Source organism: Paraprevotella clara YIT 11840, assembly GCF_000233955.1.
In the GTDB taxonomy this organism is placed as follows: Bacteria; Bacteroidota; Bacteroidia; order Bacteroidales; family Bacteroidaceae; genus Paraprevotella; species Paraprevotella clara.
In genome coordinates, this window is record NZ_JH376625.1 from 80,271 (window position 1) to 106,156 (window position 25,886).

22 protein-coding genes are annotated in these 25,886 nt (G+C 51.5%); 14 read left to right on the top strand and 8 right to left on the bottom strand.

From position 1 onward, the window contains the following. Positions 1-86 precede the first annotated feature (86 nt). From HMPREF9441_RS14320 to HMPREF9441_RS14345, 6 genes are all read left to right on the top strand, one after another. Positions 87-722 carry a class II aldolase/adducin family protein gene (locus tag HMPREF9441_RS14320; RefSeq protein ID WP_021981494.1) on the top strand — a complete coding sequence of 212 codons (636 nt, stop codon included), beginning with the start codon at positions 87-89 and terminating at the stop codon, positions 720-722. Beyond that, a complete protein-coding gene (locus HMPREF9441_RS14325; protein WP_008622452.1) occupies positions 719-2,107 on the top strand; it encodes a rhamnulokinase in 1,389 nt (462 codons plus the stop codon). Before HMPREF9441_RS14320 ends, HMPREF9441_RS14325 begins: the two co-directional genes overlap by 4 nt. Positions 2,108-2,113: 6 nt before the next feature. After that, positions 2,114-2,491 (top strand): L-rhamnose mutarotase, encoded by a 378-nt coding sequence (locus HMPREF9441_RS14330; RefSeq protein WP_008622453.1) that lies wholly within the window; start codon positions 2,114-2,116, stop codon positions 2,489-2,491. Between the two features lie 36 nt (positions 2,492-2,527). Beyond that, on the top strand, positions 2,528-3,844 hold the full coding sequence (fucP, locus tag HMPREF9441_RS14335; RefSeq protein WP_008622454.1) for an L-fucose:H+ symporter permease: 1,317 nt from the start codon (positions 2,528-2,530) through the stop codon (positions 3,842-3,844). A gap of 81 nt (positions 3,845-3,925) precedes the next feature. Further along, a complete protein-coding gene (locus HMPREF9441_RS14340; RefSeq protein WP_333598321.1) occupies positions 3,926-4,162 on the top strand; it encodes an alpha-L-fucosidase C-terminal domain-containing protein in 237 nt (78 codons plus the stop codon). 101 nt (positions 4,163-4,263) lie between these two features. Then, positions 4,264-5,868, top strand: a complete 1,605-nt coding sequence (locus HMPREF9441_RS14345) for an alpha-L-fucosidase (protein ID WP_008622456.1) — start codon at positions 4,264-4,266, stop codon at positions 5,866-5,868. 112 nt (positions 5,869-5,980) lie between these two features. Here HMPREF9441_RS14345 and nadD read toward each other — a convergent pair whose 3' ends face one another. The 4 genes from nadD to HMPREF9441_RS14365 are packed head-to-tail and all read right to left on the bottom strand — an operon-like array spanning position 5,981 to position 8,249. Then, positions 5,981-6,565, bottom strand: coding sequence for a nicotinate (nicotinamide) nucleotide adenylyltransferase (gene nadD, locus HMPREF9441_RS14350; protein WP_008622457.1), 585 nt, complete (start codon positions 6,563-6,565; stop codon positions 5,981-5,983). After that, positions 6,562-6,780, bottom strand: a complete 219-nt coding sequence (locus HMPREF9441_RS14355) for a hypothetical protein (protein WP_008622458.1) — start codon at positions 6,778-6,780, stop codon at positions 6,562-6,564. The genes nadD and HMPREF9441_RS14355 overlap by 4 nt, the downstream gene beginning before the upstream one ends. Positions 6,781-6,792: 12 nt before the next feature. After that, on the bottom strand, positions 6,793-7,359 hold the full coding sequence (gene gmk / locus HMPREF9441_RS14360; RefSeq protein ID WP_008622459.1) for a guanylate kinase: 567 nt from the start codon (positions 7,357-7,359) through the stop codon (positions 6,793-6,795). A gap of 14 nt (positions 7,360-7,373) precedes the next feature. After that, positions 7,374-8,249, bottom strand: a complete 876-nt coding sequence (locus HMPREF9441_RS14365) for a YicC/YloC family endoribonuclease (protein WP_008622461.1) — start codon at positions 8,247-8,249, stop codon at positions 7,374-7,376. A gap of 86 nt (positions 8,250-8,335) precedes the next feature. On the opposite strand from HMPREF9441_RS14365, the gene tsaB reads away from it, so the two are divergent. The 7 genes from tsaB to HMPREF9441_RS14405 all read left to right on the top strand — a co-directional run bounded on the left by tsaB (position 8,336) and on the right by HMPREF9441_RS14405 (position 14,628). Continuing rightward, positions 8,336-9,028 carry a tRNA (adenosine(37)-N6)-threonylcarbamoyltransferase complex dimerization subunit type 1 TsaB gene (gene tsaB, locus HMPREF9441_RS14370; protein ID WP_008622463.1) on the top strand — a complete coding sequence of 231 codons (693 nt, stop codon included), beginning with the start codon at positions 8,336-8,338 and terminating at the stop codon, positions 9,026-9,028. Beyond that, positions 9,029-9,649 (top strand): DUF4290 domain-containing protein, encoded by a 621-nt coding sequence (locus tag HMPREF9441_RS14375; protein ID WP_008622464.1) that lies wholly within the window; start codon positions 9,029-9,031, stop codon positions 9,647-9,649. It abuts the gene before it with no gap. Between the two features lie 17 nt (positions 9,650-9,666). Continuing rightward, positions 9,667-10,977: a UDP-N-acetylglucosamine 1-carboxyvinyltransferase gene (murA, locus tag HMPREF9441_RS14380; protein ID WP_008622466.1), complete on the top strand. Its 1,311-nt coding sequence runs from the start codon at positions 9,667-9,669 to the stop codon at positions 10,975-10,977. Beyond that, a complete protein-coding gene (rimM, locus tag HMPREF9441_RS14385; RefSeq protein WP_008622467.1) occupies positions 10,974-11,501 on the top strand; it encodes a ribosome maturation factor RimM in 528 nt (175 codons plus the stop codon). The genes murA and rimM overlap by 4 nt, the downstream gene beginning before the upstream one ends. Positions 11,502-11,515: 14 nt before the next feature. Continuing rightward, positions 11,516-12,682 (top strand): 1-deoxy-D-xylulose-5-phosphate reductoisomerase, encoded by a 1,167-nt coding sequence (locus HMPREF9441_RS14390; RefSeq protein ID WP_039865404.1) that lies wholly within the window; start codon positions 11,516-11,518, stop codon positions 12,680-12,682. 27 nt (positions 12,683-12,709) lie between these two features. Then, positions 12,710-14,113 (top strand): RIP metalloprotease RseP, encoded by a 1,404-nt coding sequence (gene rseP / locus HMPREF9441_RS14395; protein WP_008622469.1) that lies wholly within the window; start codon positions 12,710-12,712, stop codon positions 14,111-14,113. A 332-nt stretch (positions 14,114-14,445) separates the two neighbouring features. Then, a complete protein-coding gene (locus HMPREF9441_RS14405) occupies positions 14,446-14,628 on the top strand; it encodes a DUF4250 domain-containing protein (RefSeq protein WP_008622471.1) in 183 nt (60 codons plus the stop codon). Positions 14,629-14,724: 96 nt separating this feature from the next. On the opposite strand, the gene HMPREF9441_RS14410 is transcribed toward HMPREF9441_RS14405, so the two are convergent. Continuing rightward, positions 14,725-15,201 (bottom strand): hypothetical protein, encoded by a 477-nt coding sequence (locus tag HMPREF9441_RS14410; RefSeq protein ID WP_244949791.1) that lies wholly within the window; start codon positions 15,199-15,201, stop codon positions 14,725-14,727. A 112-nt stretch (positions 15,202-15,313) separates the two neighbouring features. On the opposite strand from HMPREF9441_RS14410, the gene HMPREF9441_RS14415 reads away from it, so the two are divergent. After that, positions 15,314-16,795 (top strand): CCA tRNA nucleotidyltransferase, encoded by a 1,482-nt coding sequence (locus HMPREF9441_RS14415; protein WP_008622473.1) that lies wholly within the window; start codon positions 15,314-15,316, stop codon positions 16,793-16,795. Positions 16,796-17,109: 314 nt separating this feature from the next. Here HMPREF9441_RS14415 and sov read toward each other — a convergent pair whose 3' ends face one another. The 3 genes from sov to HMPREF9441_RS18415 form a co-directional block, all read right to left on the bottom strand. Then, positions 17,110-24,771 carry a T9SS outer membrane translocon Sov/SprA gene (gene sov, locus HMPREF9441_RS14420; RefSeq protein ID WP_008622475.1) on the bottom strand — a complete coding sequence of 2,554 codons (7,662 nt, stop codon included), beginning with the start codon at positions 24,769-24,771 and terminating at the stop codon, positions 17,110-17,112. A gap of 33 nt (positions 24,772-24,804) precedes the next feature. Continuing rightward, entirely contained in the window at positions 24,805-25,407 is a 603-nt protein-coding gene (gene ruvA / locus HMPREF9441_RS14425) for a Holliday junction branch migration protein RuvA (RefSeq protein WP_008622476.1), read from the bottom strand. A gap of 119 nt (positions 25,408-25,526) precedes the next feature. Further along, positions 25,527-25,718, bottom strand: coding sequence for a hypothetical protein (locus HMPREF9441_RS18415; protein WP_147715958.1), 192 nt, complete (start codon positions 25,716-25,718; stop codon positions 25,527-25,529). Between the last annotated feature and the right edge of the window lie 168 nt (positions 25,719-25,886).

The window sequence follows — 25,886 nt, forward strand, 5'->3', positions numbered from 1 at the left end:
GGAAACTTGTGAAAGTTTCTCCGTCCGGTTCTGTCTGTTGTTTTCGACGTTGATTTTTGAATGGCTTTGAAAAAAAGAAAGATGATATGATAACCTCAGAACAGATAGAAAAATTCATAATGCAGGCCCACCGTGTGGGGGATGCCGGTTTGACCGTTTGCAGCAGCGGCAACCTTTCCTGGCGCATCGGAGAGGAGGCTTTGGTGTCTGGTACCGGTTCTTGGGTGCCCTCTTTGACAAAAGAGAAAGTAGCCGTATGCCGTGTGGCCGACGGGGAAGTCTTGAACGGAGTGAAGCCCTCGATGGAGAGCGGATTCCATCTCGGTGTCCTGCGCGAGCGTCCCGATGTGGATGTCGTGCTCCACTTCCAGTCGCCTTACGCTACGGCGGTGGCCTGTATGAAGGAGATACCCCGAAACTTCAACGTGACGGCGGAGGTGCCTTGCCACGTGGGGAGCGAGATACCCGTGATTCCTTATTTCCGTCCCGGTTCACCCGAGTTGGCGGAGCAGGTGAAGGCAGCTCTGAAAGACCATAATTCCTGTTTGCTGCGCAAGCACGGGCAGGTGGTGTGCGGGAAGGATTTCGACCAGGCTTTCGAGCGTGCCATGTTCTTCGAGATGGCCTGCCGCATCATCGTGCTCTCGGGAGGCCGTTATGAAGTCCTTTCGCAGGAAGAAATAGACGATTTGGAAACTTATATATTGGGCAAGAAACCATGAGTACGTTCTTGGCTGTGGATTTCGGAGCCGGAAGCGGACGGGTGATAGCCGGGCGCGTGTCCGGCGGGCAGTTGGAACTGGACGAATTGCATCGCTTCCCCAACCGGCAAGTACGGTTGGGCGGACATGTGTACTGGGACTTCCCTGCCTTGTTCGAGGAGATGAAAGAGGGGCTGCGCCGTGCTGCGGCCAAGTATGCCGATGTGGAAAGCATCGGCATCGACACGTGGGGTGTGGACTACGGGTTGGTGGACAGGGCCGGCAATCTGATGGGGAATCCTTTGTGTTACCGTGACGCTTCCACGGCCGACACCCCGGAGGAAGTGTTCGCCCGTATAGACGAGGCAGCGCATTACGCCGAAACCGGCATACAGGTGATGCCCATCAATACGATGTTCCAGCTCTATGCCCGGAAAAAAGAGAATGAGGCTTGGTTGCGCGAAGCCCGCCATTTGCTGTTCATGCCCGATTTGTTTGCCTATTATCTGACCGGCGTGCCCGGCAATGAATATTGTATCGCATCGACATCCGAACTTTTGGATGCGCGTAGACGCACATGGAACATGTCGCTGATACGCGAACTGGGTTTGCCGGAACATCTGTTCGGCGAGTTGTTGGAGCCGGGAACTGTCCGTGGGACGTTGTGCCCGGAAGTCGCTGCCGAGGTCGGCCTGTCCCCGGGAGTCAAGGTGGTGGCCGTAGGTTCTCACGATACGGCCAGTGCCGTGCATGCTGTTCCTTTCCGCAAGGGAAAGGAGGCGGTCAGTGCTTTTCTCAGTTCCGGCACGTGGTCGTTGCTGGGTGTCGCCTTGGACGAGCCTGTGTTGACCGAAGAGGCCCGCCGTGCAGGGTTTACCAACGAAGGCGGCGTGGGTGGACATATCCGCTTCCTGCAAAACATCACGGGTTTGTGGATATTGCAATGCCTCGTCCGTCAATGGGAAACTCGTGGATGGCGTGCCGGTTACGATTTCCTGATAGCCGAGGCGGAGCAGGCAGAAGATGTTTCGTCCATAGATGTCGATGCACCGGATTTCAAGCATCCGGCTGATATGGAAAAGGCCATTGCGGACTATTGCCGGGTCCGGGGAACGAAAGTGCCGGTTACGCAAGGCGAATATGTGCGTTGCGTGTTGCAGTCGTTGGCGGAGCGTTACCGGATGGGGATACAACAAATGAACGCCCTGTTGCCCCGGCCCGTGGAGTGCCTGCATGTCATCGGCGGCGGATGCCGCAACCGCTTGCTCAACCGTCTGACGGAAGAGGCTACGGGCATTCCTGTACTGGCCGGCCCGGTAGAGGCTACGGCCATCGGCAACCTGTTAGTGCAAGCCGAAGCGTGCGGAAAAATCAAGAATAAGAACGAAATTCAAATTATAATCTAAAAAAATATGAAAGGTTATCAAGTAAAGCAATATAATGAGCCTGTCAAGCGTTATTGCCAGACATTGGAATTGCGGGACAATCCCGAACTGATTGCCGAATACCGTCGGCGCCATAGCCGTGAGGAAGCTTGGCCGGAAATCCGGCAGGGTATCCGTGAGGTGGGTATTCTGGAGATGGAAATCTACATATTGGGCACCAAGCTCTTCATGATAGTAGAGACTCCGTTGGACTTCGATTGGGATGAGGCCATGGCAAAACTGGCCACACTACCGCGCCAACAGGAATGGGAAGATTATATGTCTGTGTTCCAGAAGGCCGCCCCCGGTGCGTCTTCGGCGGAAAAGTGGCAACCGATGGAGAGAATGTTTTACCTTTATGAGTGATTTTAAACTTTGATCTAATATCAAAAAAACGAAAATATGAAAGATAGTCGGAAAATTCCAGTTATAGGCGACGGTACATGGGCTGCCGTGGTTCCATTTGCGCTTATTACCTTCTGTTTTGCCCTGTGGGGATTCGCCAATGATGTGACTACCCCATTGGTAAAATCCTTTTCCAAGATATTCCGTATGAGTGTGACGGAGGGTACGCTCGTACAAGTGGCTTTTTACGGAGGTTATTTCGCCATGGCCTTTCCGGCCGCCATGTTCATCCGCCGTTATTCCTACAAGGCAGGTGTCATGTTGGGTTTAGGGTTGTACGCATTGGGAGCTTTCCTCTTTTTCCCCGCCAAGATGACGGGGGACTATTATCCGTTCCTCATAGCCTATTTCATCCTTACTTGCGGGCTATCTTTTTTGGAGACGAGTTGTAATCCATACATCCTTTCAATGGGGGCGGAGGAAACAGCCACGAGACGGCTTAATTTGGCGCAGGCCTTCAATCCCATGGGAGCCTTGTTGGGCATGTACGTGGCTATGGAATTCATCCAGCGTCGGTTGCACCCATTGGATACCGCCGGGCGTGCCTTGCTGTCCGGTAGCGAGTTCGAAGCGGTGCGCGATGCGGATTTGGAGACGCTCATCGCTCCCTATCTGGTGGTAGGACTGGTGACGCTTTCCATGTTAGTGCTCGTCCGTTTGGTGAGGATGCCGCGTCATCGCGATACGTCGGGTAAGATTGATTTTCTGCCTACGTTGAAGCGTCTTGTAGCTGTGCGTCGTTATCGTGAGGGCGTGGTTGCGCAGTTTTTCTACGTAGGAGCGCAAATCATGTGCTGGACGTTTATCATTCAATACGGTACCCGCCTTTTCATGTCGATGGGCATGGCTGAGCAGGCTGCCGAGGTGCGTTCACAACAGTTCAATATTGCTGCGATGGCCGTATTTTGCGTGAGCCGTTTCATTTGTACGTTCTTGTTACGTTTCTTCAATTCCGGGTTGCTGTTGCGGACGTTGGCTGTTTTTGCTGCATTGTTTACCGTGGGCGTCATGTTCCTGCAAAACATTTGGGGTATGTATTGCATCGTGGGCGTGTCGGCTTGCATGTCGCTCATGTTCCCCACCATATACGGTATCGCCTTGCAGGGTTTGGGCGAAGATGCCAAGTTCGGGGCCGCCGGGCTGATTATGGCCATCCTTGGCGGTTCAATATTGCCACCGGCTCAGGCGGCTATCATCGACCTGCACACGCTTTGGGGGATGCCGGCGGTAAACTTGTCTTTCGTTTTGCCATTCATTTGCTTTGTGGTTGTGGTATTTTACGGTCACAGTGCTTATCGCCGTGGTTGGACATAAAGATGTTTTATGGTTTAGTTTTTATGGAGAGGAGGTTATGCCGCAGGGTATGGCCTCTTTTTTCATCTATCTTCCGTCTTCATCAAGTCCTTAGACAAGGAAGCGGTGGCCGGTGCCCGGCTCCAAGACATCGTGCTCTTGGGGTCCGCGGAGAAACTGGATTGGCAGTTGACGGACGAGGGACTTGAAATCCGCTTTCCGGAACATAAACCTTGCAGCTGTGCTTATACGTTTAAAATATTGTTCGACCGCGAGGTGGGAAAGGACTTGCAGTCGGAAGCTTCCGATGAGATATTGAAGCAAGGCAGTCCGGTATGATGTGAAAAAAGCCTATAAAATCCTATATTGAATTTGGATAGTGCAATTCTGTTTTAAGGATAAATATTTAATTTTGCATCCAAAACCAAATAAATGAGATAATGAGAAACAAATGGATGATGTCTTTGTGTTGTGGGGCGGCGATGCTTGCATGCGTCCCTTCGGCAGCACAGCAAAACGTACAGCCCGAACCGATGCAGACGGGCAAATACCAACCGGCGTGGGAATCTTTGGCAGCGTATGAGTGTCCGGATTGGTTTCGCGATGCCAAATTCGGCATTTGGGCGCATTGGGGGCCGCAGTGCGAACCGGAGTCGGGCGATTGGTATGCGCGTCACATGTACTATCCGGGTCATTGGCAGTATGACGTGCACGTGAAAAAATATGGTAATCCGAAGGATTTCGGGTTTAAGGACGTGATTAATGAATGGAAGGCCGAAGAGTGGCAACCTGATTCTCTGGTACGTTTTTACAAGAGCGTGGGTGCCCGTTATTTCATGGCATTGGGTAACCATCATGATAATATGGACCTTTGGGACAGCAAGTACCAACCGTGGAACTCCGTGAACATGGGTCCGAAACGGGATGTCGTGGGCGAGTGGGCCAAGGCGTGTAAGAAATACGGCTTGCCGCTTGGTGTGAGTATTCATGCCTCCCACGCTTGGACTTGGATGGAAGGTTCACAAGATTTCGATGGCAAGTTGACGAAAGCCGATGGGAAAGGAAAATGGTGGGAAGGTTACGATCCCCAGGACTTATATGAGCAGAGACACGAACGGAGCAAGGACAGCAAGAATGTCGGGGCTATCCATTCGCAGTGGGCTTGGGGTAACGGAGCCTCCCAGCCTTCGGAGGATTTCAAGACGAAGGTGTATAACCGGACGTTGGATGTGGTCAACCGTTATCATCCCGACGTGTTGTATTTCGACGATACTGTGTTGCCGTTCTATCCTATCAGTGACGAGGGCGTGAGAATCTTAGCTCACATGTATAACACGAGCCTGAAAGAGAACAAGGGAAAGATGCGCGCCGTGGTGACGGGCAAGATTCTTGAAGACAAGCATAAGGAGGCCATGGTATGGGATGTGGAGCGTGGCATACCCGATCGTCCGCAGGAGAAAGCTTGGCAGACGTGTACTTGCTTGGGCAATTGGCATTATGAGCGGAGCGTATACGACCGTAATGGTTACAAGCCTGCAAGCCAAGTGGTAAAGATGTTGGTGGATATCGTGAGCAAGAACGGTAACCTTTTGTTGAGTGTACCTTTGAGGGGAAGCGGTGCCATAGACGAGAAAGAAGTGGCGATTCTTAAAGATATCAAAGCATGGATGGATGTCAACGGAGAAAGTATTTATGGTACTCGCCCGTGGACGACGTTCGGCGAGGGACCTTTGGCTGAGGCTGCCAACCCGATGAAAGCGCAGGGGTTCAATGAAGGGCAGAATTATACGGCAAAGGATGTACGTTTTGTACAGAAAGGCAAGAAGGTCGTGTATGCTACGGCTTTAGGATGGCCTGAAAGCAAAGTAATCATGATGAAAAGCTTCCGTAAAGGTTCTCCTTATTATAAAGGAAAGGTGAAAAGTGTGGAGTTGTTAGGTTACGGAAAGGTGAAGTTCACTTGTGGCGAAGACGGCCTGAAAGTGATGTTGCCGGAGGAGAAGACGAATGACATAGCACCGGTATTGAAGGTAAAATTGGTATAATGAATGAGTCGGCATATCGGCTTTTGTGAGAGAAGGATGCCGTAAAGATGTGACATGCCTGCTGAATCGTGGAAGAGACAGTGGGCATGTCTGTTTTATTCACTCAGATGCCTTATGCTTTCCGATAGTATCCTTTTTTGCGGATTTCCTGCCAGACCGCTTCGTCTAATCCGTAAGAGGCGTCGCCGCCTTGGGAGATGAGACGGCGGAGTTCGGTGGAGCTGATGTCGATGAGCGGGGTGTCCGTAAGCTTGACACCGGGGGGAAGGGACGCGGCCTCCACCGCGTAACCGGGACGGGGGTAGACCAAGATGCGATGGTGGCTTAGAATCTCGTCCGGTTTCTTCCAGTCCTTGAAAGCAAGCCAGTTGTCTGCACCGATGACTAATGTGAAGAGCCGGTCGGGATAAGCTTGCCGTAAGGCGGCCAAAGTGTCTGCCGTGTAGGACGGGCGGGGCAGGCGGAACTCAAAATCACTCACTTTGAGGCAGGGATGTTCCCGTACGGCCATGCGGGCTAGCTCCAGACGGATATTTTCATTCAATAAATCGGGAGACGACTTTTTGAATGGATTCTGGGGAGATACCATAAACCACAATTCGTCCAACCCTTCATCCCGGCAAAGGCGTTCGGCCAACTCCACGTGTCCCCGGTGGATAGGATTGAAAGACCCCCCGTAGATGCCCGTTTCCGTCATGCCCTTTCGTGGGATTTATGTTGGAAATGGGGTTTCCGATGGCGTTTCCGGTGCCACCATACGTAGATGATGTAGGCTTGCACCACGGCTAACACTCCCATGGCGATGGTGATTTCGGTCCATTGCAAAAGGGCTGCGGCGATGGTGACTATCAGACATAAGACGAACAGTATGATGCTGGTCTGTAAGTTCCTTTGGATGGTTTTGTCGTCCATGGGCTGTGGGTTTTATGGGTGCAAGAAGGCTTTCAGGCGGGCCAGTGCTTCGGCTTTGGCCTTTTCGAGGTCGTCGTTTACGACTATCGTATCGAATCTGGGGGCGAATGTCAGTTCGTATTCCGCCCGTGCGATGCGGTCGTCTATGACTTCCGGCGTATCCGTGCCCCGGCTTTCCAGTCTGCGGCGAAGCTCTTCCACCGAGGGCGGTTGGATGAACATACTTAAAGCGCGGTCGCCGTAAAATTCTTTGATGTGGCATCCGCCATGTACGTCCACGTCGAACACTACGTTCTGTCCGGCTTCCAGTTGCTTTTCCACCTGCGCTTTCAAGGTGCCGTAGAAGCGGTCTTTGTAGACTTCCTCATATTCCAGGAATTCACCGTTGGCGATGCGTTGGCGGAACTCTTCGGGCGTGAGGAAGAAATATTCCACCCCGTCACGCTCCGTCCCCCGTGGCGGACGGCTGGTTGCACTGATGCTGAAAGCCAAATTCAAGTCCTGTCCCATCAGATAATTGATGAGCGTGCTTTTCCCGCTGCCGCTGGGAGCGGAAAAGATAATCAATTTGCCTGTCATTGTCGTCGGTAGGGTTACATTACGTTGAGCACTTGCTCTTTGATTTGTTCCAGTTCGTCTTTCATCTTCACCACGATGTTCTGCATTTCGGCCAGATTGCTCTTGCTTCCCGTCGTGTTGATTTCACGTCCCATTTCCTGGGCAATGAAGCCTAACTTCTTGCCTTGTCCATGACCGTTTTCCATGGTCTCCATGAAATATTTCAAGTGGTTGGCCAGACGCTGTTTCTCTTCGTTGATATCCAGTTTCTCGATATAATAAATCATTTCCTGCTCCAGGCGGTTCTTGTCGTATTCCACATTGGGAATCGTTTCCAAGGCTTCCACCAGACGTTGGCGGATGCGTTCGGTGCGGCTTTGCTCGTATGGTTCGATGCTTTTCAGCAAATCGCCTATGTTTTGTATTTTCTCGGTGAATTTCTTTTGCAGTGCGGCACCTTCCTGTTTGCGGAAGTCCACGAGCTTGCCGATGGCTTCCTCGATGGCAGTCCGTACGGCTGTCCATTCCTCCTCGTCCAATTCTTCCACTTCCGTACGGGTCATGACGTCCGGCAGGCGCAATAACGTGGCGAACCAGTCGGCCGGAAGGGGAATATGGCGTTCTTCACTGATTTGTTTAATCTGCTGGTAATAGTTGTCCAAGATAACGCCGTTGATAGGTGTAGCCGTTTGCGTGTCGTCTTTTTCCACCCAGATGGTGAAGTCCACTTTTCCGCGCTCCAGCGTCCGGCTGATCATGGCGCGGATTTCCATTTCCTTTTCCCGATAGAGCGGTACGATACGTGCAGAAAGATCTAAAGCCTTGCTATTGAGGGATTTGATTTCCACGTGTATCTTTTTGCCTTTCACTACGGCAGTCGATTTGCCGTAGCCCGTCATTGATTGAATCATGATTTAATAATTATTTTATGCAAAAGTAGGAAAATAATAGGATAAAATGGTAACTTTGCGGAGTTATTCTAAGGAAAAAATAGTTTATGTCTTGTATACTGCATATTGAAACGAGTACGAAGGTTTGCTCGGTAGCCGTTACAGAAGACGGGGCGGTATTGTTTGAAAAAGTAGACAAAAGCGGGCCTTCGCATGCGGTGCAGTTAGGTGTTTTTGTGGACGAAGCTATCTCTTATATCGACAATCACGGAATTCCTTTCGATGCGGTGGCAGTGAGTCAGGGGCCGGGGTCGTATACGGGATTGCGTATCGGTGTGTCGATGGCCAAAGGCATCTGCTATGCCCGCGGTTTGAAGCTGATAGCTGTCCCGACGTTGGAATTGTTGTGCGTGCCGGTGCTGCTCTATCAGGAAGATTTGCCTGAAGACGCTTTGTTGTGTCCTATGATAGATGCGCGCAGGATGGAAGTATATGCCGCTTTGTACGACAGGGCTTTGAGACCGGTACGGGCCATCGGAGCCGACATTGTGGACGAGAGCACTTACCAAGACTTCCTGAACGAACGGCCGGTGTACTTTTTGGGTGACGGCGCTGAGAAATGCAAGACTGGAATTACGCACCCGAATGCGCATTTCCTTCCGGATGTCATGCCTTTGGCCCGGAACATGGGGCCTTTGGCAGAGAAGGCTTTTGTGCTGGGCCGATTTGAAGACGTGGCTTATTTCGAGCCTTTCTATTTGAAAGAATTTGTAGCTTCAAAACCGAAAAAACTTTTGTAAATGATATATAATACCCAACGTAAGAAATTACCGATGCCGGAGTACGGACGCGGCATCCAGGAAATGGTGGATTATGCGCTCACGCTGGAAAACCGTGAGGAGCGTCAACGTTGTGCTCGCACGATAGTCTCGATAATGGGAAACATGTTTCCGCATTTGCGTGACGTACCGGATTTCAAGCATAAATTGTGGGATCATTTGGCTATCATGGCCGATTATAAGTTGGATATTGATTATCCGTACGAAGTGACGCCCAGAAAAGTAGGAGGGGACAGTAAGCCGTCTCCTATGGCCTATCCGATGAAAAAGATCCGTTATCGTCATTACGGGGCTTTGTTGGAAGCGTTGATACGTAAATTGGCCGAGATGCCGGAGGGTGCGGAACGGGAAGAACTGACGCTGTTGGTAGCCGGGCAGATGAAACGGAGCTTGGGTAATTGGAACAAGGATGCCATGGACGATGACAAAGTGGCTTTGGATTTGGACCACTATACGCATGGTAACGTGCATTTGGATAGAGAACGTTTTCACTTGTTCTCCGACCAATATGATAAGGTTCAGCCGGGGCGTGCCCCAGTGGCTTATCGTAATGTCGGGCGGAAGAACAAACGGAAAAATTAAGCGGCGGTTCTGTTCGTATGGCTTCATTTATTATAGAGGGTGGTCGTCGTTTGACCGGAGAGATAGTACCCCAAGGCGCGAAGAACGAAGCCTTGCAGGTGATTTGTGCGACGTTGCTTACTTCAGAACCGGTACGTATCAAAAACATACCCGACATCTCGGATGTGAACAACCAAATCCGTTTGTTGGAAGATGTCGGTGTGAAAGTCACGCGGAATGCTCCGGGCGACTTTACGTTTCAGGCTGACGAGGTGAACATGGAATATGTGCAGAGCGATGAGTTTCTGGCGCGTTGTACCAAACTGCGGGGAAGCGTGATGCTTATCGGCCCGATGATAGCCCGTTTCGGCCGTGCCATGGTGGCTAAGCCGGGAGGAGACAAAATCGGACGCCGTCGGTTGGATACGCATTTTCTCGGAATCCAGAAATTGGGGGCCAAGTTTGATTATGACATCCGACGGGGCGTATACGACATTCATGCCGGGCGGTTGTGTGGTACGTATATGTTGCTCGACGAAGCCTCGGTCACGGGTACGGCCAATATCATTATGGCTTCAGTGTTGGCTATGGGTACGACAACGATATATAATGCTGCGTGCGAACCTTATATCCAACAACTTTGTCATTTGCTCAACCGTATGGGGGCGAACATCAGCGGAATAGCTTCCAACCTGCTCACCATCGTAGGAGTAGATTCGCTTCACGGTGCCGCACATACGGTTTTGCCGGACATGATTGAGGTGGGCAGTTTCATTGGCATGGCGGCCATGGTGGGCGATGGTATCAGCATCAAGAATGTGTCGTATGATAATTTAGGCATCATTCCTTATACTTTCAGCCGTTTGGGCGTGCAAGTGCTTCGTCATGGAGATGATTTGTTCATCCCGAGGCATGACCATTATGAGATTGATTCTTTCCTGGACGGTTCGTTCATGACCTTGAGCGATGCGCCGTGGCCGGGATTGACCCCGGATTTGTTGAGTGTGTTGCTCGTGGTGGCCACACAAGCCAAAGGTACGGTGTTGATTCACCAGAAGATGTTCGAGAGCCGCTTGTTCTTTGTGGACAAGTTGATTGATATGGGGGCGCAGATTATCCTTTGTGACCCGCATCGGGCCGTGGTGGTCGGGCACGACCATCAAATCCGTTTGCGTGGCGGACGCATGACGTCGCCTGACATACGTGCCGGAATTGCTCTATTGATAGCCGCCATGAGTGCAGACGGGACAAGCCGTATCAGCAATATCGAACAGATAGACCGGGGATATGAGAATATCGAATCGCGTCTGACGGCATTGGGAGCTTGCATCAAACGTGTAGAAGAATGATACGCGAAGACGAAGTATATAAAATAGGTATGTTGACCAAGACACACGGGGTGTCGGGGGAATTGAACATGGCCTTTACGGACGATGTGTTCGACCGTGTGGAAGCGGAGTATGTGGTATGCCGTATGGACGGAATACTGGTGCCTTTCTTTATGGAAGAATACCGCTTTCGGAGCGATACGACGGTCTTGATGAAATTCGAAGGGGTGGATACGGAAGAGCAGGCACGCCGCATGGTCGGCGTGGAAGTTTACTTTCCGAAGGCCCTGACGGAAGAGGTACATGAGGGAGAATATACGTGGAGTTACTTTACCGGTTTCACGGTCGTGGACACGGTTCATGGTGAATTGGGAGAGGTGGAAGCGGTAGACGAATCTACGTTGAATGTTCTTTTTGAAGTCGCTACTCCTTCTGGCGGGAAGATTTTGCTTCCGGCCGGTGAAGACTTGGTGGAGGATATCGACCATAAAAACCGTAAGATTTACATGACTTTGCCCGATGGCCTTTTGGCTTTGGGGGAATGAGAATAATACCTTGGATGAATACGAACGAGAAGAAAAAGATTGCGATATTAGGTTCCACGGGATCTATCGGGACGCAGGCCTTGCAAGTCATCGAGGAACATGCCGATTTGTATGAGGCGTATGTACTGACGGCAAACAACCGGGTGGAACTGCTGATAGAACAGGCACGCCGTTTCATGCCCGAAGCGGTAGTCATTGCCAATGAGGACAAGTACGAGGTGTTGCGCGATGCGTTGGCCGACTTGCCCATCAAGGTGTATGCCGGAGCGGAAGCGCTTTGTCAGATTGTGCAGGAAAGGCCGGTGGATGTGGTGCTGACGGCTATGGTCGGATTTGCTGGTTTAAGGCCGACCATCAGTGCGATTAAGGCGGGAAAAGCCATAGCATTGGCCAATAAGGAAACGTTGGTCGTAGCCGGGGAACTGATTAACCGTCTGGCAAATGATTATCATGCGGACATCATTCCGGTGGATTCGGAACATTCTGCCATCTTTCAATGTTTGGCAGGCGAGGTAAGTCCTGTAGAGAAGATTATCCTGACGGCTTCGGGCGGCCCTTTCCGCACGTTTTCCCATGAACAGTTGGCTTCGGTGACCAAAGCCCAGGCGTTGAAACATCCGAACTGGTCGATGGGGGCGAAAATCACCATCGACTCCGCGTCGATGATGAACAAGGGTTTTGAAGTGATAGAGGCCAAATGGCTATTCGGCGTCGAGCCGGGACAGATACAGGTGGTGGTACACCCACAGTCTATCGTGCACAGTGCCGTGCAGTTTGCCGACGGGGCGGTCAAGGCGCAGTTGGGAATGCCGGACATGCGTGTGCCCATACAATATGCTTTCTCCTATCCCTTGCGTTTACAGAGTTCGTTCGAACGTCTGGACTTGTTCCGGGTAGGCACGCTCACTTTCGAGGAGCCGGACACCCGTCGTTTCCGTAACCTCGCTTTGGCGTATGAAGCCTTGCATGAGGGTGGAAACATGCCTTGCATTGTCAATGCGGCTAACGAAATCGTCAATCGTGCCTTTTTGGAGGACCGTATCGGCTTCTTGCAGATGAGCGATGTGATAGCAAATACGATGCGGAAGACTTCTTTCGTAAAGAAACCCACGTACGAGGATTATTTGCAGACGGATGCCGAGGCGCGCCGGATTGCAGAGGAGTACGTCGGGGCATGTTAAACAAAAACAAAACAAACACAATATTACATGGATGCAACATTGATTAAAGCCCTCCAGTTGGTGCTCTCGCTTTCGATTCTCGTAGTGCTCCACGAGGGAGGACATTTCTTTTTCTCCAAACTCTTCCGCGTGAAAGTGGAGAAATTTTTTCTTTTCTTCGATCCTTATTTCCACTTATTTAGTACGAAAGACAAGTGGTTTACCCGTTTGTTTCCCAAGTGCAAGGACAATGAGACCGAGTACGGTATCGGTTGGCTTCCTTTCGGAGGCTATGTGAAGATTGCGGGTATGATAGACGAGAGCATGGACACCGAGCAGATGAAAAAGCCGGTGCAGCCGTGGGAGTTCCGTGCCAAACCGGCGTGGCAGCGTCTGCTTATCATGATTGGAGGTGTAGTGGTCAATTTCCTTTTGGCTTTGTTTATCTACACCATGATTCTTTTTCATTGGGGCGAACAGTATATACCGGCCAAGGACATGACGATGGGATACCAGTTCAACGAACAAGCGGAAAAATTAGGTTTCCGTGACGGAGACGTCTTATTGGCGGTGGACGGTGAAGAAATCCGGAAATGGGACGGTTCCGTTTACCGTGCCGTATCGGAGGCCCGTGAGGTAACTGTGCTGCGCGAGGGCCGGGAAGTGAGTCTGACGATGCCGGAAGATATGAACATGTTGGAGATGCTTAAATCCAATCCGCCGTTCATGGTTCCTTTCATTCCCTCGGTCATAGATTCTGTTCTTCCTTCCTCTCCGGTGTATGAAGCCGGAATCCGTAGCGGAGACCGCATCGTGGCGATGGATGGAAAGCCGGTGGCTACGTGGAGCGACTTTGACGAAATCATGAGAGTACGCATGGAACCTTTGATGGCCGGCAGCCCGTCCCATGAGGATAGCGTGCGTCTGAGCCGCCTGTCTGTGGTTTACCAGTCGAAAGATGGCGCTCGTACGGATACCGTGACATTGGAACTTGGGGCAGATTACAAATTAGGATTGTTGAAACAAACCCTTTCGGCGTATTATAAACCTATAAAGGTGGACTATGGTTTCTGGGCCAGTATTCCGGCCGGTATCTCCCATGGGATAGATGTACTCTCCGGATATGTAAGCGACTTGAAGTACTTATTTACGGCCGACGGTGCGAAAAGTGTGGGCAGTTTCATCACTATCGGGAGCATTTTCCCTGCTACGTGGGATTGGCTGACGTTTTGGGAGACTACAGCCTTCCTGAGCCTGATGCTGGCTTTCATGAACATCCTGCCCATTCCGGCGTTGGATGGCGGTCACGTGCTGTTCCTCATTGCCGAGATGATTCTTCGTCGTCCGCCCAGCGACAAGTTCCTCGAACGCGCCCAAGTGGTAGGTATGGCCTTGATCATGGGGCTTATGGTGCTGGCTTGTTATAATGATATTGTGAGGTTCTTATTGTAACATCTTTGTTACATCTGATACAACGTTCCGGTAAATTCTTGATTTAGGTCAAGAATTTACCGGAACTCATTTCAAAATGATTATTCATCTTGCAGGATAAACGTCCTGTTTGTACCTTTGTATCACGAAAAAGATATTAATAGGTAATGGTTTTAAGGTAAAGATACGCGTAGGTTACGGTTTGTTTAAGGTAAAAAGATTATTTTTTCAGATGGATACATACATATGGCACGTATTGTTTGCCTGTCTGGTGGCGGCTGTGCTTTGCATAGGTACCTTGGTGGTGACGGTCAGGAACGGACATTTATAATGATAAGACGAGGAGGTTAAAGATGGAAGGAGAAATGCCGAAAGATCCGATGATGCTGATGAGTTTCATCAATATGAAGTTGCGGGATTTTTATCCGACACTCGATGCTTTATGTGATGATATGGACGTGGACCGCCAAAAATTGGAAAACAAGATGGCCGAAGCAGGTTTGGAATATAATGCGGCAGCCAATAAGTTTTGGTAACACACAAACACAATGTAATTATAGAAAGCGTCCCCTCCTTGCTGTGATAGCGACGGAGGGGACGTTCATTTTCTTTCTTTGCAAGAGTGGGGTGGATTATTCGTTCGTATCCCCGTCAAATCCTTTATCCCTTTCGAGGATGTCCACTTCTATCTTGCGCAGATAAAATTTGACTTTGGCCCCCAGTTCGTCGAAACGTTGTTTGAGATGGAACACATCCGTGCGTTGCCGGTAATATTCGGCATTATGTCCCCGTCGCTTTTCAGATTCCAGTTTTTTTAGTATTTCCTGTTCTGCCCTTAGGGTACTGTCCATTATGGCCAACGTATCTTGTGCCGCAAGGAGTTCGATACTGTCCATTACGATAATGCCGGTGGCGCGTGCTTTAAAGGCCGTAGGGAAAGTTTCACGCATGGCCAGAATACTGTCTTTGGCAGCTACGTAGTTTCCTTCTGTCATTAAGGTACGCGCAGCATTGAGCATACGGCCTGCGTATTCTTCTTCCTTATCCTCTTGCCCCGTACAGGAACAGACGATAATAGGAAGCAATAAGGTGTATAATGTTTTTCTCATAGGCTTTTTGTCACAGAATTCACTCTGCAAAAGTACCATTTTTTGAGGGAATAATTCAAGCCGATGCGCAAAAAATCGTATTTTTGCAATTATTTTATGGTATTTTTGAAGAATGAGGAATTTGACGAGGGAAGATTTGATACATTTGTTGGACAAAAAGATTTTCCATCAAATATCGGAAGTGGCTGATGAGCAGGGTGTGGAATGCTATGTCGTAGGCGGTTATGTGCGTGATCTTTTTCTGGAGCGCCCTTCGCAGGACATCGATATCGTGACGGTGGGGAGCGGCATAGCATTGGCCAAGGCTTTGGCCGGCAGGCTGGGGAGAGGCGCACACCTGAGTGTGTTCAGCAATTTCGGTACGGCACAAGTCAAGTTCAAGGGAATGGAGGTGGAGCTTGTAGGAGCCCGGAAGGAGAGTTACAGCCATGACTCGCGTAAGCCGGTGGTGGAAGACGGGACGTTGGAAGACGACCAGAACCGCCGTGATTTCACGATTAATGCACTGGCCGTATGTTTGAACCGTGAACGTTTCGGAGAATTGGTCGACCCGTTCGACGGCGTGTGGGACATGGAAGACCGCCTCGTCCGTACGCCGCTCGACCCCGACATTACTTTCAGCGACGACCCGCTGCGCATGATGCGTTGCGTGCGTTTTGCCACCCAACTGAATTTTTATATAGACGAAGAGACGTTCGAGGCGCTGGAACGGAACCGGGAGCGGATAAAGATCATCTCCCGCGAGCGTATTGCCGACGAATTGAATAAGATAATGATGACGCCCACGCCTTCGAAAGGCTTTGTGGAGTTGGCCCGATGCGGCTTACTGCCTCTCATTTTTCCCGAGTTGGCAGCTATGGAGGGGGTGGAAAAGGTAAACGGACGTGCGCATAAAGACAATTTCTACCACACGCTTGAAGTGCTCGATAATATTTGCCGGCACACGGATAATTTGTGGTTGCGTTGGGCGGCCCTTTTGCACGACATCGGCAAACCGCGTACGAAGCGCTTCGATCCCGTGGCGGGATGGACTTTCCACAATCATAACTTTATCGGAGCCAAGATGGTGCCGGACATTTTCCGGAAGATGAAGTTGCCGATGAACGAGAAGATGAAATATGTGCAAAAGATGGTGGAGCTGCACATGCGCCCCATTGTCATTGCCGACGAGGAAGTGACAGATTCCGCTGTGCGTCGTCTGCTGTTCGAAGCCGGTGACGACATCGAGGACTTGATGACACTTTGCGAGGCTGATATTACTTCGAAGAACGCCCAACGTAAACAACGCTTCTTAGACAATTTCAAATTGGTACGCCGCAAGTTGGTGGATTTGGAGGAGCGCGACCGTGTGCGCAACTTCCAGCCTCCGGTTTCGGGAGAGGAGATTATGGCGGTGTTCGGTCTGTCTCCTTGTCGCGAGGTCGGCAGTCTGAAGAGTGCCATCAAAGATGCGATTCTCGACGGCGTGGTACCGAACGAGCACGATGCGGCATACGAGTTCATGCTTCGTCGGGCGGCAAAGATGGGATTAAAACCGGTCGGCACCTCGGAAACAGGAGGAGCACCTTCCGCATCGGTAAAGGAAGAAGTTTGACAGTCGGAGGAGGATGCGGCTTTCTTCGCCATAGGCGGCTGTTTTCTTCTTAATTTGTTGTAATACAGCTTGATGTAAAGTCCGTCTCTGGGCTGAGGAGAATGTCATTTTGTTCTGCGCCAAACGAAAAATCAATCTCAGCCGAACGATTTTTCAATCTCAGCCGAACGATTTTCCGTTCTCAGGAGATTTTCGTTTGGGGCGGAGGAACGATGAAAATCATATACATGTGAAGCGAAGGTTTTGAGCGGGCAACTTACGATTCGGCGGAGCAGGATGTTTTCCTGCTCCGCCGAATCGTGTAGCGTAAGGCTCTATCTTGTCAGTGAGAACCGCAGGCTGAACCCGAAATCTTGTGTGATGGTGGGATAAGCGTTGGACGAGAGCAACGGTTGGTTGCGCTGACGGTCGTAATAGAGGCTCAACGTGACGTAACGGCTCATCGTGTAGTCTGCGCTGAACGAGGCTTTGATGGCTTTGTTGCCGCTTGTAGCTTCAGACAGTGAAGTCTGGATGTTGCGCGTAATGGCGTCCTGATTACGGAACGAGAAGTCGAAACGCAGATTCAGGTCGTGGCTGATGACGCGGCTGTTTTTCGCCGAAGTACCGCTCTTGCGGGTATTGTTCCGGTTGTTGGCCGCATTCGTTTGCTTGTTGTTATTGTCCCTTCCGGTTTTCTTACGTCGGCCTCCGAAGAGGGTAGAGAACTTGAAATCATTGATTTTGTAGCCCCATCCGATGACGAAGTCATTGCTGCAAGCCTCATTCAACTGGGCCGCGGTCATGCTCAGGGTGAGTACGCGTGTCTTGCGATATTCCACCTTGACAGTCATGTTGTTGTTCAACGTGAGGTCCAGTCCTGCCAGAGGCGAGAAGGCTTCGTTGATGGATACGGAACTGATGTCGTACATGCTGCTCGGGATGATAGCATTGTCCGTAGTGTTTTGTATGAATCCCAGGTCGCCCATGTACTCCATCCAACTGCTGTACGTATTGTAAGCCCCCACGGAGTAGATGCTCTTGTAGGAGTGGTTCAGGGTGACGCTCTTGAAGTGATCCCGTATCCAAGGCAGGTAGGCCAGGCCTTTGTAGGATACGGTCCAGTTGGGCAGCATGCGTGCCAGACTCGGGAAAATGTCCAACGGGGAGTTGATGTCTCCTCCTCCGGTGTAAGCGGCCAGGAAAGCCGGTATCATGACATCGGACGAATACTTGTCTACCGTACCGTTGGCCGGGTCGAACTTGCCCTGTAGTCCGGTAGCAGCCGGATAGGTGGCATTGGCATAGCGGGCTTCCACACGGCTTTGGAACGTGTTGAGGTATTGTTGGAAACGGGCGAATGTCTTGCTGCTGTATCCGTTTCCGGCGTCGCCCCGGCTTTCGAAGGCCGATTTGATGGAAATGGTGGTCATCGTAAAGCTGCCGCTTTGCGTGGTGGGCATGCCCGCATACATATATTGTATGCTCTTGTTACTGTTCACCGTCCGGCTGGCATTCAAGTCAATCTTCAAGTCCGGGATAGGTTCCAACGTGGCTTTAAGTTGGAGGTCCTCCATGGCGTTGGTGGTGGCCGGCGTACTGATACTGTCGTTGTTGAGCAGCCATCCCCGCTCGTTGGCTTTGTCGATATAGCTTTCGCCGGTGAGGCCGAACGCAAAATCCAATCCCGGTTGCATGCCTCCGCCCGTACGTTGTCCGAGCATGTCGCCCACGTTGGGCAGGAAGCCCGGCAAGGACATGGCGAACGTGTTACGGTAGCTGACACTGACGTTGCGCACCATCATCAGGAAGCGTGTGGCCCCTTGTAAGTAGGGGTACCAAGGCTTTTCCTTTGCCGGTGTCTTGGCTATGACGTTGACACGCAGTTTTACGGAGTCCATGTTCAGGATGCGAATCTTGTTCTTATCCAGTTTCTTGAACTTGATGGGGTAGCGGCGTCCGGCAGCGGTTACGGCGGTGACGCGTATGCGGCGGCTCTTTTGGTTGTGCGCCAGTTCCACGGTCGTATCGGGTTTCAGGGTGATTTCACCGGCAAATCCCTTGAATTTCGGGTTTTTCACCTTGGCGTTGGCCGTGCCTTTGGCGTTGTCCGCCGTTTTGCCGTCCGTTTTGTCCTTCCCGTCCTTGTTTTGCCCGTCCTTCCCGTTGGCGGCGGCTTCCTTCTCTTTTTCTTTTTGTGCCTTGGCCTTCTCCCGTTCACGGTTGCTTTTGTCCTTGGCTTTCTTCCGTTCGCTGGCCGAGAATTTCTTGTTGACCTCTTTCAGGAAAGAAGAGAAATTGTACAGCGTTTCCAGGTTGAAGCGTCCGTTTATCGTAGCCGAACGCTGGTTGTTGATGGTATTGCCGTAAGAAGTTCCGTCTTCCAGTTCCATGCCGCGTTCCCAGGAATAGTTGGCCGTGTAGTTGCCGTCAAGGGACATCCACGAGAAGCACGGTATTTTTTCGAGCGGTACTTTGTACGAGGCCGTGAAGTCCTGTTGGTAGTCGAGCGGAGTTCCGAATCCTTTGATGCTGTGCCATACGGAATCTTTCCATACTTGGTACTGGTCTGCATAGAGATCCTTGTTGACCGGAACGTTCGGCTCTTCAATTTCCGCATGGGTGGCAGAGTTGAACGAGAAGTGAAGGTTTTTGGTCAAGTCCCACTTCAGACTGAAATCGCGGTTCCACAAAAACTCTTTGGAGAAGGAGAGAGGGAGCGACGTCGGGTCTTCCAGATTCTCGATGTCCCGTTCCTGGTACTCGTAATAGTTGCGCAGGATGTTCGTGTTGAAGCTGATGTTTTGCGGCAAGTAGTTGAAGTTCTGGTCGCGGATGATGTCCCACCATTTACTCTTGCTTTTAATCATCTTCTTGAACGGCTCGAAAGGCTTGTATTCGGGAGAATAGTTGTAGTTGAACGCTCCGTTCCAGTTTTTTTCCGTTTCCCAAGCCGTGGTTTCGCCCGTTTTGTTGGACTCGCTGTGCGAATAGCTGAACGAGAAGTTGGCGGGGTCGTATGGCATGGGGTGTTTGGGCGTGGCGATGTTGAACTTCACGTTGCTCAGGCTGAAGTTCTTATTCGTGGTCTCCGTGGTGGTCAGGCTTCTCAACGAGTCTTTTTCGTGTTCCGTGGTGCAAGCATCGAGAGCGTCTTCCAGCAACATGTCCGTGTCGAGCGGATTATATTTCGGTTTGATGACCTCTTTGTTGAACGAATAGTAAATGGGCGCCGTGAAGCGTACTTTCTCCGGCAGCAGCTTGCCCAGTTCGAAGCTGGTCGTGATGCTGTAATTGTACATGTCTTCCTGGTTGCGTTCGCTCACTTTGTCTTCTATGCCTCCGAATCCGGCTGTTTCCATGTGTCCGGTCAGATTGACGGAACCCAGGTCGGAGAATTGTATATTCAGGGTACCCTGTGCGGCCCAACCGCCATCATTGCTGTATTCCTGCAGGCGAAGCTCGTTGGCCCATACTTCCACCGACTTGGTTGCACGGGCATTGTTGCGCACGCCGATCATGATGGTCTTCACCTCGCCCAAGGTCGGGTTACCCATGACGCTTACCTTGTTGTTCGGCCGGTTGTCGTCGTAGACGGAGAAGAGTGTGGTCAGGTTGGTATTGCCGAGGCTCTTCTCGCGGTTGCGTGCCTGTTTTACTTTGGTGAACACCGAGAGGTCGATGTCCAGCATATTCTCTTCAGGCCATACGGCGCGGCACTGTTCGGCGGAATAAGTGTCGTAGCGTCCGGCTGCCGTCAGCTTCAAGGGAATTTCGTATTCGTAGAAGTTGTTCTTGTAGTCCGAGCCGAGCCGGATGAAGATACTGGTCTGATTGTCTTCCGTTTCGGTTACATTCTCGGCCAGCGCGTTGGCATGGACGAACATTTGGAGGTGTTTGTACTGGCGCATGTCCAGGTTGGTGTTCTTGTACACGGCGCGGGCGTCTCCCGTGGCCAGGTTACGTACCGTCAGCGAGAGGGCCTGTTCGTTGTCTTCGGCCAGTTGGCTTTGTGCCGGATCCACTACGCGGCTGATGCCCGGAGGCAGTACGTAGTTCACCGGTGTCTTGTCGTTGTTTTCTTCGATGTTGACAGCCGATATTTCCATGCTTCCGTTCGTGGTGGGCATTTCGCCGGCATAAAGAGCCTGTTCGTAGGAACGCCATTCGGCTTTCACCAGATCCAGTGTGGCGAAACGAAGGATGACGGGCTGTTCGAAACCGGTCAGGAACATACGCATGAACCGTATGCTCGTGAAATCGTTGATGTTGCCCACTTTCTTTTGGTATTCGGTAAGCGGTATGCGGAACTGATACCAATTCACCTCTTCCGTGTTGCCGTTGCGGAGCTTGACGCTTGCCGTACGTTTGTCCACGATATGGTTTTGCCCCACAATGAAGTCTTCCGGACGGATGCTGATTTTATATTGGTAATATTTCTCGTACTCGTTCAATGTGTAGTCCTGATTGATGTCTTCCACGTCGGGTGTGGTCTTGTATGAAGTGTCGTACGATTCGTTTGCGTTTTCATTCGACCGCGAGTTGCCTTCCGGCAGGTTGATATACTTGTAACGGTCGAGGATGCTGCGTTGCTGGGCGTCGTAGTCCGATCCCCGGAAGTAGTGGTAATCGTCTCCGGCCGGGTCGTTCATCAACGAATCGTACACTTGCGGGCTCACTTTCCCTTGTACGGCCATGAGAAACTCACGGTAGGCGCCGAATGTACGTTCTTCTTCGCTGTTGAGTCCGTTCAATCCGATGTCCTGTCGTTCGCGTGCTCCGGATTCGTTGTTGAAGGCATAGACCACGCTGGTGGTGTTGGGCACGCGTCCCCACGCCGTTTCCGTGTAATAGTTGGAGTTTCCGTCGATGGGCATTCCGCTTTCGAAGAATTTCTTTCCGTCGTGGAGGATGTCTTCGCTCACTTCTCCTAAGTTCAAATAGAAGTCACCTCCGTAATCGCCGCCCTTGTCACGGGTGTAGATGAACGGGTCGAGCAACCAGAATTCTACGTATTCGATGTTGGCCGTCTCGAAATCGTTGGTGTCCAATTTACGCATCATGCCGCCCCAACGGGTTTTGGGGTTGGTGAGTCTTCCGTTGTAGTCCAAGTTCGGATCCAGGTTGTAGGCTCCCCGTTCGGTAGGGTAGAATGCGAGGTTCATTACCGGGAGCGAAGCAGCCGAGTTGTAACTGGTCTGCGTCTTGTTGGGATAGAGTTCCCGTTCGTACACTTCGCGCACATAGTGGTTGGAGAGTTGGTTCAGGTCGCTCTTGATATGGGCGGGCGTGAGCGAGGAGCTTTGACGCGTGAAGAGCGGATCCACGGTGTACCAGCTCAACAGGGCGCGGTTGTAGCCTCCGCGCACGTCGTTGACGAGCTTGCTTTCTTCAAAGTCGGACGGCACGCTGGAAATCATCCAGTTGGTGGGCTGCATCACGCTGATGCCGTTTTTCGTGTTCTCGAAGTCGTCGATGTAGGAAGCCGACCCCTGTATCTTCTTGTTTTGCCCGGCAATGAGTTGGGCGAACTCCCCGGTAAAGCTGATTTGCGAAGGCTCGGTCACGTCGATGAGCGGTATTTTGTCTATCAGGTTGGTCAGCCATTGGCTTTCTTTCTTCCACGAGAGGTTGACGCCCCACAGGGTGTTTTTCAAAGGTTCTTCGCCCATGTTTACTTTTGTGGTGAGCGGCTGTTCGTTCAGGAACATGAACGTTCCGCCGAACGTGAAGTCCTTGCTCACGTCGTATTGCAGGTTGAATCCTACGAGCGTTTTGCGCTGCATGCCGTAGTTGTCGTTGCTTTCGAAGTCCACGCTTACGTTCGTGCCGGCATCGATGATGCTTTGGTTGATGATGGTCACTACGCCCATCGAGTAGTCCACCGTATAGTCCGTGTTTTCCGTCAGCGTCACGCCTCCCGCCGTCACGGTCACGGAGCCTTGCGGCACGTTCATGGCGCCGAGGCTGATTTCGGCACCGTTGTTTCCCTTGTACTCTCCGGAGAGCAGGAATTTGTTCTTTTCCGCTATCTGTTTGGCCATGGTCTTGGTGGAGTCGTACAGTGCGTCGAAACAATATTTCTCGGCCAAGGCTTCATCATTCAGGTATTGGCGCAGGTGGCTTCCGAAAGGTTCGGTCACGGGGAAGTAGATGCGTCCTTTATTGATGGTGTATCCTTCCACATAATCGAACTGTCCGTTCGGATTCGGACGGTTGTTGGCATCCAGACGGTCTAAGTTCATTACCCGCAGGAGCTTGGTGTTTTTGTATTTGGCTTCGGGAATGTAGGACACGTACACCCCGGCAGAGTCGCTTTGGTATTGGATGTCCAGCTTGAATTTGTCCTTTTGCGTGGTGGTAGCTCCCAGGCTATACACGTTTTTCATCATCAAGTCCCAGTTGCCCATCTGCGGTGTGTTCGATGTGTTTTTCAGGGCCTTGACGAACAGGGCTTGGGTATTGTCGGTCAGGTCGGCCGAGAACTCGCCCACTTGGTAGGTTGTGCCGTTGTAGGTGTATTCGAAGGCTACGGCCAGGACTTCGTCCGGTTGCAGGGTAAAGTTGAGCGACACGTAGCCCAATGAATTGTTTACGGTGTATTCCGAAGAAGACAACAGGCGTGCGCTTTGCAGCTTCTCGTAGTCCACGCTGCCTTCAAAGCCCGCGATGGCGTCCAGATCGCTCGACGTCTGACTGATGTCGCGTGCGGCGGCATGCTGTGTGGTCATGGTCGAATAGAGGGTGTTGGCGGCATTGGCGGCCACTTGCACGCTGCCTTTGCTCCAAATCGGGTTGGAGATATGGTCATGTTCGCCCAGATCGGTGAAGGCCACGATATTGCGGTTGCTTTCATAACTTCCCGTTTTGTTCGTCACCCAAAGCTCGATACGCTTGATGGTGACGCCGGACATGACGGTGGGCAGCTTGCTCATGTTCTGGTCATAATGTTCGCGGAAGAAGTGGGCGAGAAAGAAATGCCGGTTTTCTTCGTATTCGGTAGCCGAGAATTCGTAATTGTGCGTTTGCGTGCCGCCCTTGGACGACACGCTTTTCGAGGCCGATTTCTTTTGGGAAACGACCGTTTGCAGTTTCAGTTTGCCGAATTGCAGGTCAGCCCGCAGGCCGAACAGCGAGGAAGCGCCTTTGATGAGCGAGGAATTGGTGGGAAGCGATACGTTACCCCCTTCTATCAACTTGATGATTTCGTCTTCCTTGCCTTCGTAGCGCAGTTTCATGCTTTGCGCGTCGAAGTCGAACGTGGCGTCGGTGTTGTAGTTCAGGTTCATGTTGATTTTGTCGCCCACGCTACCGTTCATGCTCATGTTGATTTTCTCTTCGAAATCGAATCCGAAGGTCTTCCGGCGGTTTTCCGAGAGGCTCGGGTTGTCCGTCTTCTTCAGGTTACCCCCGATTTTCAGTTCGGCGGAACCCTGGGTTTTGATACGCACGCCACCGGGACCGAATATTTTCTCGGCCGGTCCCAGGTCGAACTGCATGTCCGTGAAGTCGAATTTGTTTTTGCCTTCATTCTCGAAAGCTTCGCTGTTCTTTTGCCGGTAGTAGTTCTGCAAGGACTTTTGCAGGCTCCATTCCTGGTATTCTTCCGGCGACATTAGCAAAGGGGCGTTCAGGTAACTGTCGCCCACTTTGGTACCGATGGTGTAATTGCCTGTCGCCGGGTCGTAAACGGTATCCGTTTTCAGGTTGTCCGGGTCTTTCAGGTCCAAGCTTCGTTTTTTCAGGTCGTCTTCGTCGCGGGGCGCCGTCCGCTTCACGCTGAAACGTGGCCGGATGGTGTCCGGTTCGGCCGGAGCCGGGATCTCGTTCCGGGGTATATGCAAGAAAGCGGCACCTCCCATGTCCGCCAGTGCGTTGGCACTGATGGCCAGAAGGATGAGGTAGAGCCACTTTTTGCGTAAATCGCTCACGCTCGGCATCCTTCGAGCAAGCTCGGTCTGCGCTCGCTTAATCGCGATTTTCAAGTTTCTTTTCATGCTGTTCCGTTGGGCTATGAAGCTTTCGGCTTCCTATAATCTTTTGAGGGCAAGTTTGATGACACGCTCCACGGCGGCCTCCGGTTCTTCTTTCAGGATGGCCAATGCGACCTTTTGCGAGGGGGCGGGCGGGAAGCCCAGCATGGTAAGGGCGGCCACGGCCTCTTCCAGTATTTCGGAATGTCCGGTTGCTGCGGTCGCGGAAGTGCCGGGGGCTGCCGTCCCTTCGATTTCCACCGATGCGATTTTGTCTTTCAGGTCCACGATGATGCGTTGGGCGGTTTTCAGCCCGATGCCTTTCACGGTCTTGAGCAGCTTGTCGTTGCCGGAACTGATGACGTTGACCAATTCTGCCGGTGTGAGAGCTGAGAGAATCATGCGTGCCGTGTTGCCCCCGATGCCCGACACGCTGATGAGCAGCAGGAAGAGGGCACGTTCCTGGCGGGTGGAAAAACCGTAAAGCACGTAGGCGTCTTCGCGGATGGCTTCGTAAACGTATAGTTTGGCTTCCTGCTTGCCTTGCAGGGCTGAAAATGTGTTCAAGGAGATGTTGAGGCCGTATCCCACGCCGTGGCAATCTATGACGGCGATGGCCGGAGTGAGTTCGGCAATCTGGCCCTTCACGTATTCTATCATGTCTTTTTTTGCTAAATATACTTTAAGAAAACGTGTCCGCCACCTCTTTATTGTGCGCACGCGTTAATTTTTATAGGGCATGCAGAAGAAATGTGAAAAATGCCGGACAACCCTTGACTTTATGTTTCATGAGACCGGCGTGTATGCGTCCGGTTGTCGCGCCGATGGAAAATACGCGATTCTCGCGCGTCGGCTTTTGGGCAAAGTGTCATCCGGAAACGGAGGAAAGGTGTCAAAATGTACGTATCCGGTTCATGCCGTGCATGGAATATGGGGCGGCTGTCAGGAAAAAGCAAGGTTCTTGTATCCATTTGCCGGACGGTTTCGGAACCGGATTTTCACCAGATAATTCAGAAAAACCGTTTTCCGGCCTTCCGTTCCCGTCTTTTAGCCGTCCGAAAAACGTTTTTCACGAGCTTTGTCCGTTTTTGTGCGGAGAAATTTTTTTCGCTTTCAAGAGATTGAAAAATCATTCGCTT

Bases quoted from the DNA above. Each gene is read 5' to 3' on its own strand.
- HMPREF9441_RS14320 (WP_021981494.1), top strand. From the start codon at position 87: ATGATAACCTCAGAACAGATAGAAAAATTCATAATGCAGGCCCACCGT.
- HMPREF9441_RS14325 (WP_008622452.1), top strand. From the start codon at position 719: ATGAGTACGTTCTTGGCTGTGGATTTCGGAGCCGGAAGCGGACGGGTG.
- HMPREF9441_RS14330 (WP_008622453.1), top strand. From the start codon at position 2,114: ATGAAAGGTTATCAAGTAAAGCAATATAATGAGCCTGTCAAGCGTTAT.
- fucP (WP_008622454.1), top strand. From the start codon at position 2,528: ATGAAAGATAGTCGGAAAATTCCAGTTATAGGCGACGGTACATGGGCT.
- HMPREF9441_RS14345 (WP_008622456.1), top strand. From the start codon at position 4,264: ATGAGAAACAAATGGATGATGTCTTTGTGTTGTGGGGCGGCGATGCTT.
- nadD (WP_008622457.1), bottom strand. From the start codon at position 6,565: ATGACGGAAACGGGCATCTACGGGGGGTCTTTCAATCCTATCCACCGG.
- HMPREF9441_RS14355 (WP_008622458.1), bottom strand. From the start codon at position 6,780: ATGGACGACAAAACCATCCAAAGGAACTTACAGACCAGCATCATACTG.
- gmk (WP_008622459.1), bottom strand. From the start codon at position 7,359: ATGACAGGCAAATTGATTATCTTTTCCGCTCCCAGCGGCAGCGGGAAA.
- HMPREF9441_RS14365 (WP_008622461.1), bottom strand. From the start codon at position 8,249: ATGATTCAATCAATGACGGGCTACGGCAAATCGACTGCCGTAGTGAAA.
- tsaB (WP_008622463.1), top strand. From the start codon at position 8,336: ATGTCTTGTATACTGCATATTGAAACGAGTACGAAGGTTTGCTCGGTA.
- HMPREF9441_RS14375 (WP_008622464.1), top strand. From the start codon at position 9,029: ATGATATATAATACCCAACGTAAGAAATTACCGATGCCGGAGTACGGA.
- murA (WP_008622466.1), top strand. From the start codon at position 9,667: ATGGCTTCATTTATTATAGAGGGTGGTCGTCGTTTGACCGGAGAGATA.
- rimM (WP_008622467.1), top strand. From the start codon at position 10,974: ATGATACGCGAAGACGAAGTATATAAAATAGGTATGTTGACCAAGACA.
- HMPREF9441_RS14390 (WP_039865404.1), top strand. From the start codon at position 11,516: ATGAATACGAACGAGAAGAAAAAGATTGCGATATTAGGTTCCACGGGA.
- rseP (WP_008622469.1), top strand. From the start codon at position 12,710: ATGGATGCAACATTGATTAAAGCCCTCCAGTTGGTGCTCTCGCTTTCG.
- HMPREF9441_RS14405 (WP_008622471.1), top strand. From the start codon at position 14,446: ATGGAAGGAGAAATGCCGAAAGATCCGATGATGCTGATGAGTTTCATC.
- HMPREF9441_RS14410 (WP_244949791.1), bottom strand. From the start codon at position 15,201: ATGAGAAAAACATTATACACCTTATTGCTTCCTATTATCGTCTGTTCC.
- HMPREF9441_RS14415 (WP_008622473.1), top strand. From the start codon at position 15,314: ATGAGGAATTTGACGAGGGAAGATTTGATACATTTGTTGGACAAAAAG.
- sov (WP_008622475.1), bottom strand. From the start codon at position 24,771: ATGAAAAGAAACTTGAAAATCGCGATTAAGCGAGCGCAGACCGAGCTT.
- ruvA (WP_008622476.1), bottom strand. From the start codon at position 25,407: ATGATAGAATACGTGAAGGGCCAGATTGCCGAACTCACTCCGGCCATC.
- HMPREF9441_RS18415 (WP_147715958.1), bottom strand. From the start codon at position 25,718: ATGGATACAAGAACCTTGCTTTTTCCTGACAGCCGCCCCATATTCCAT.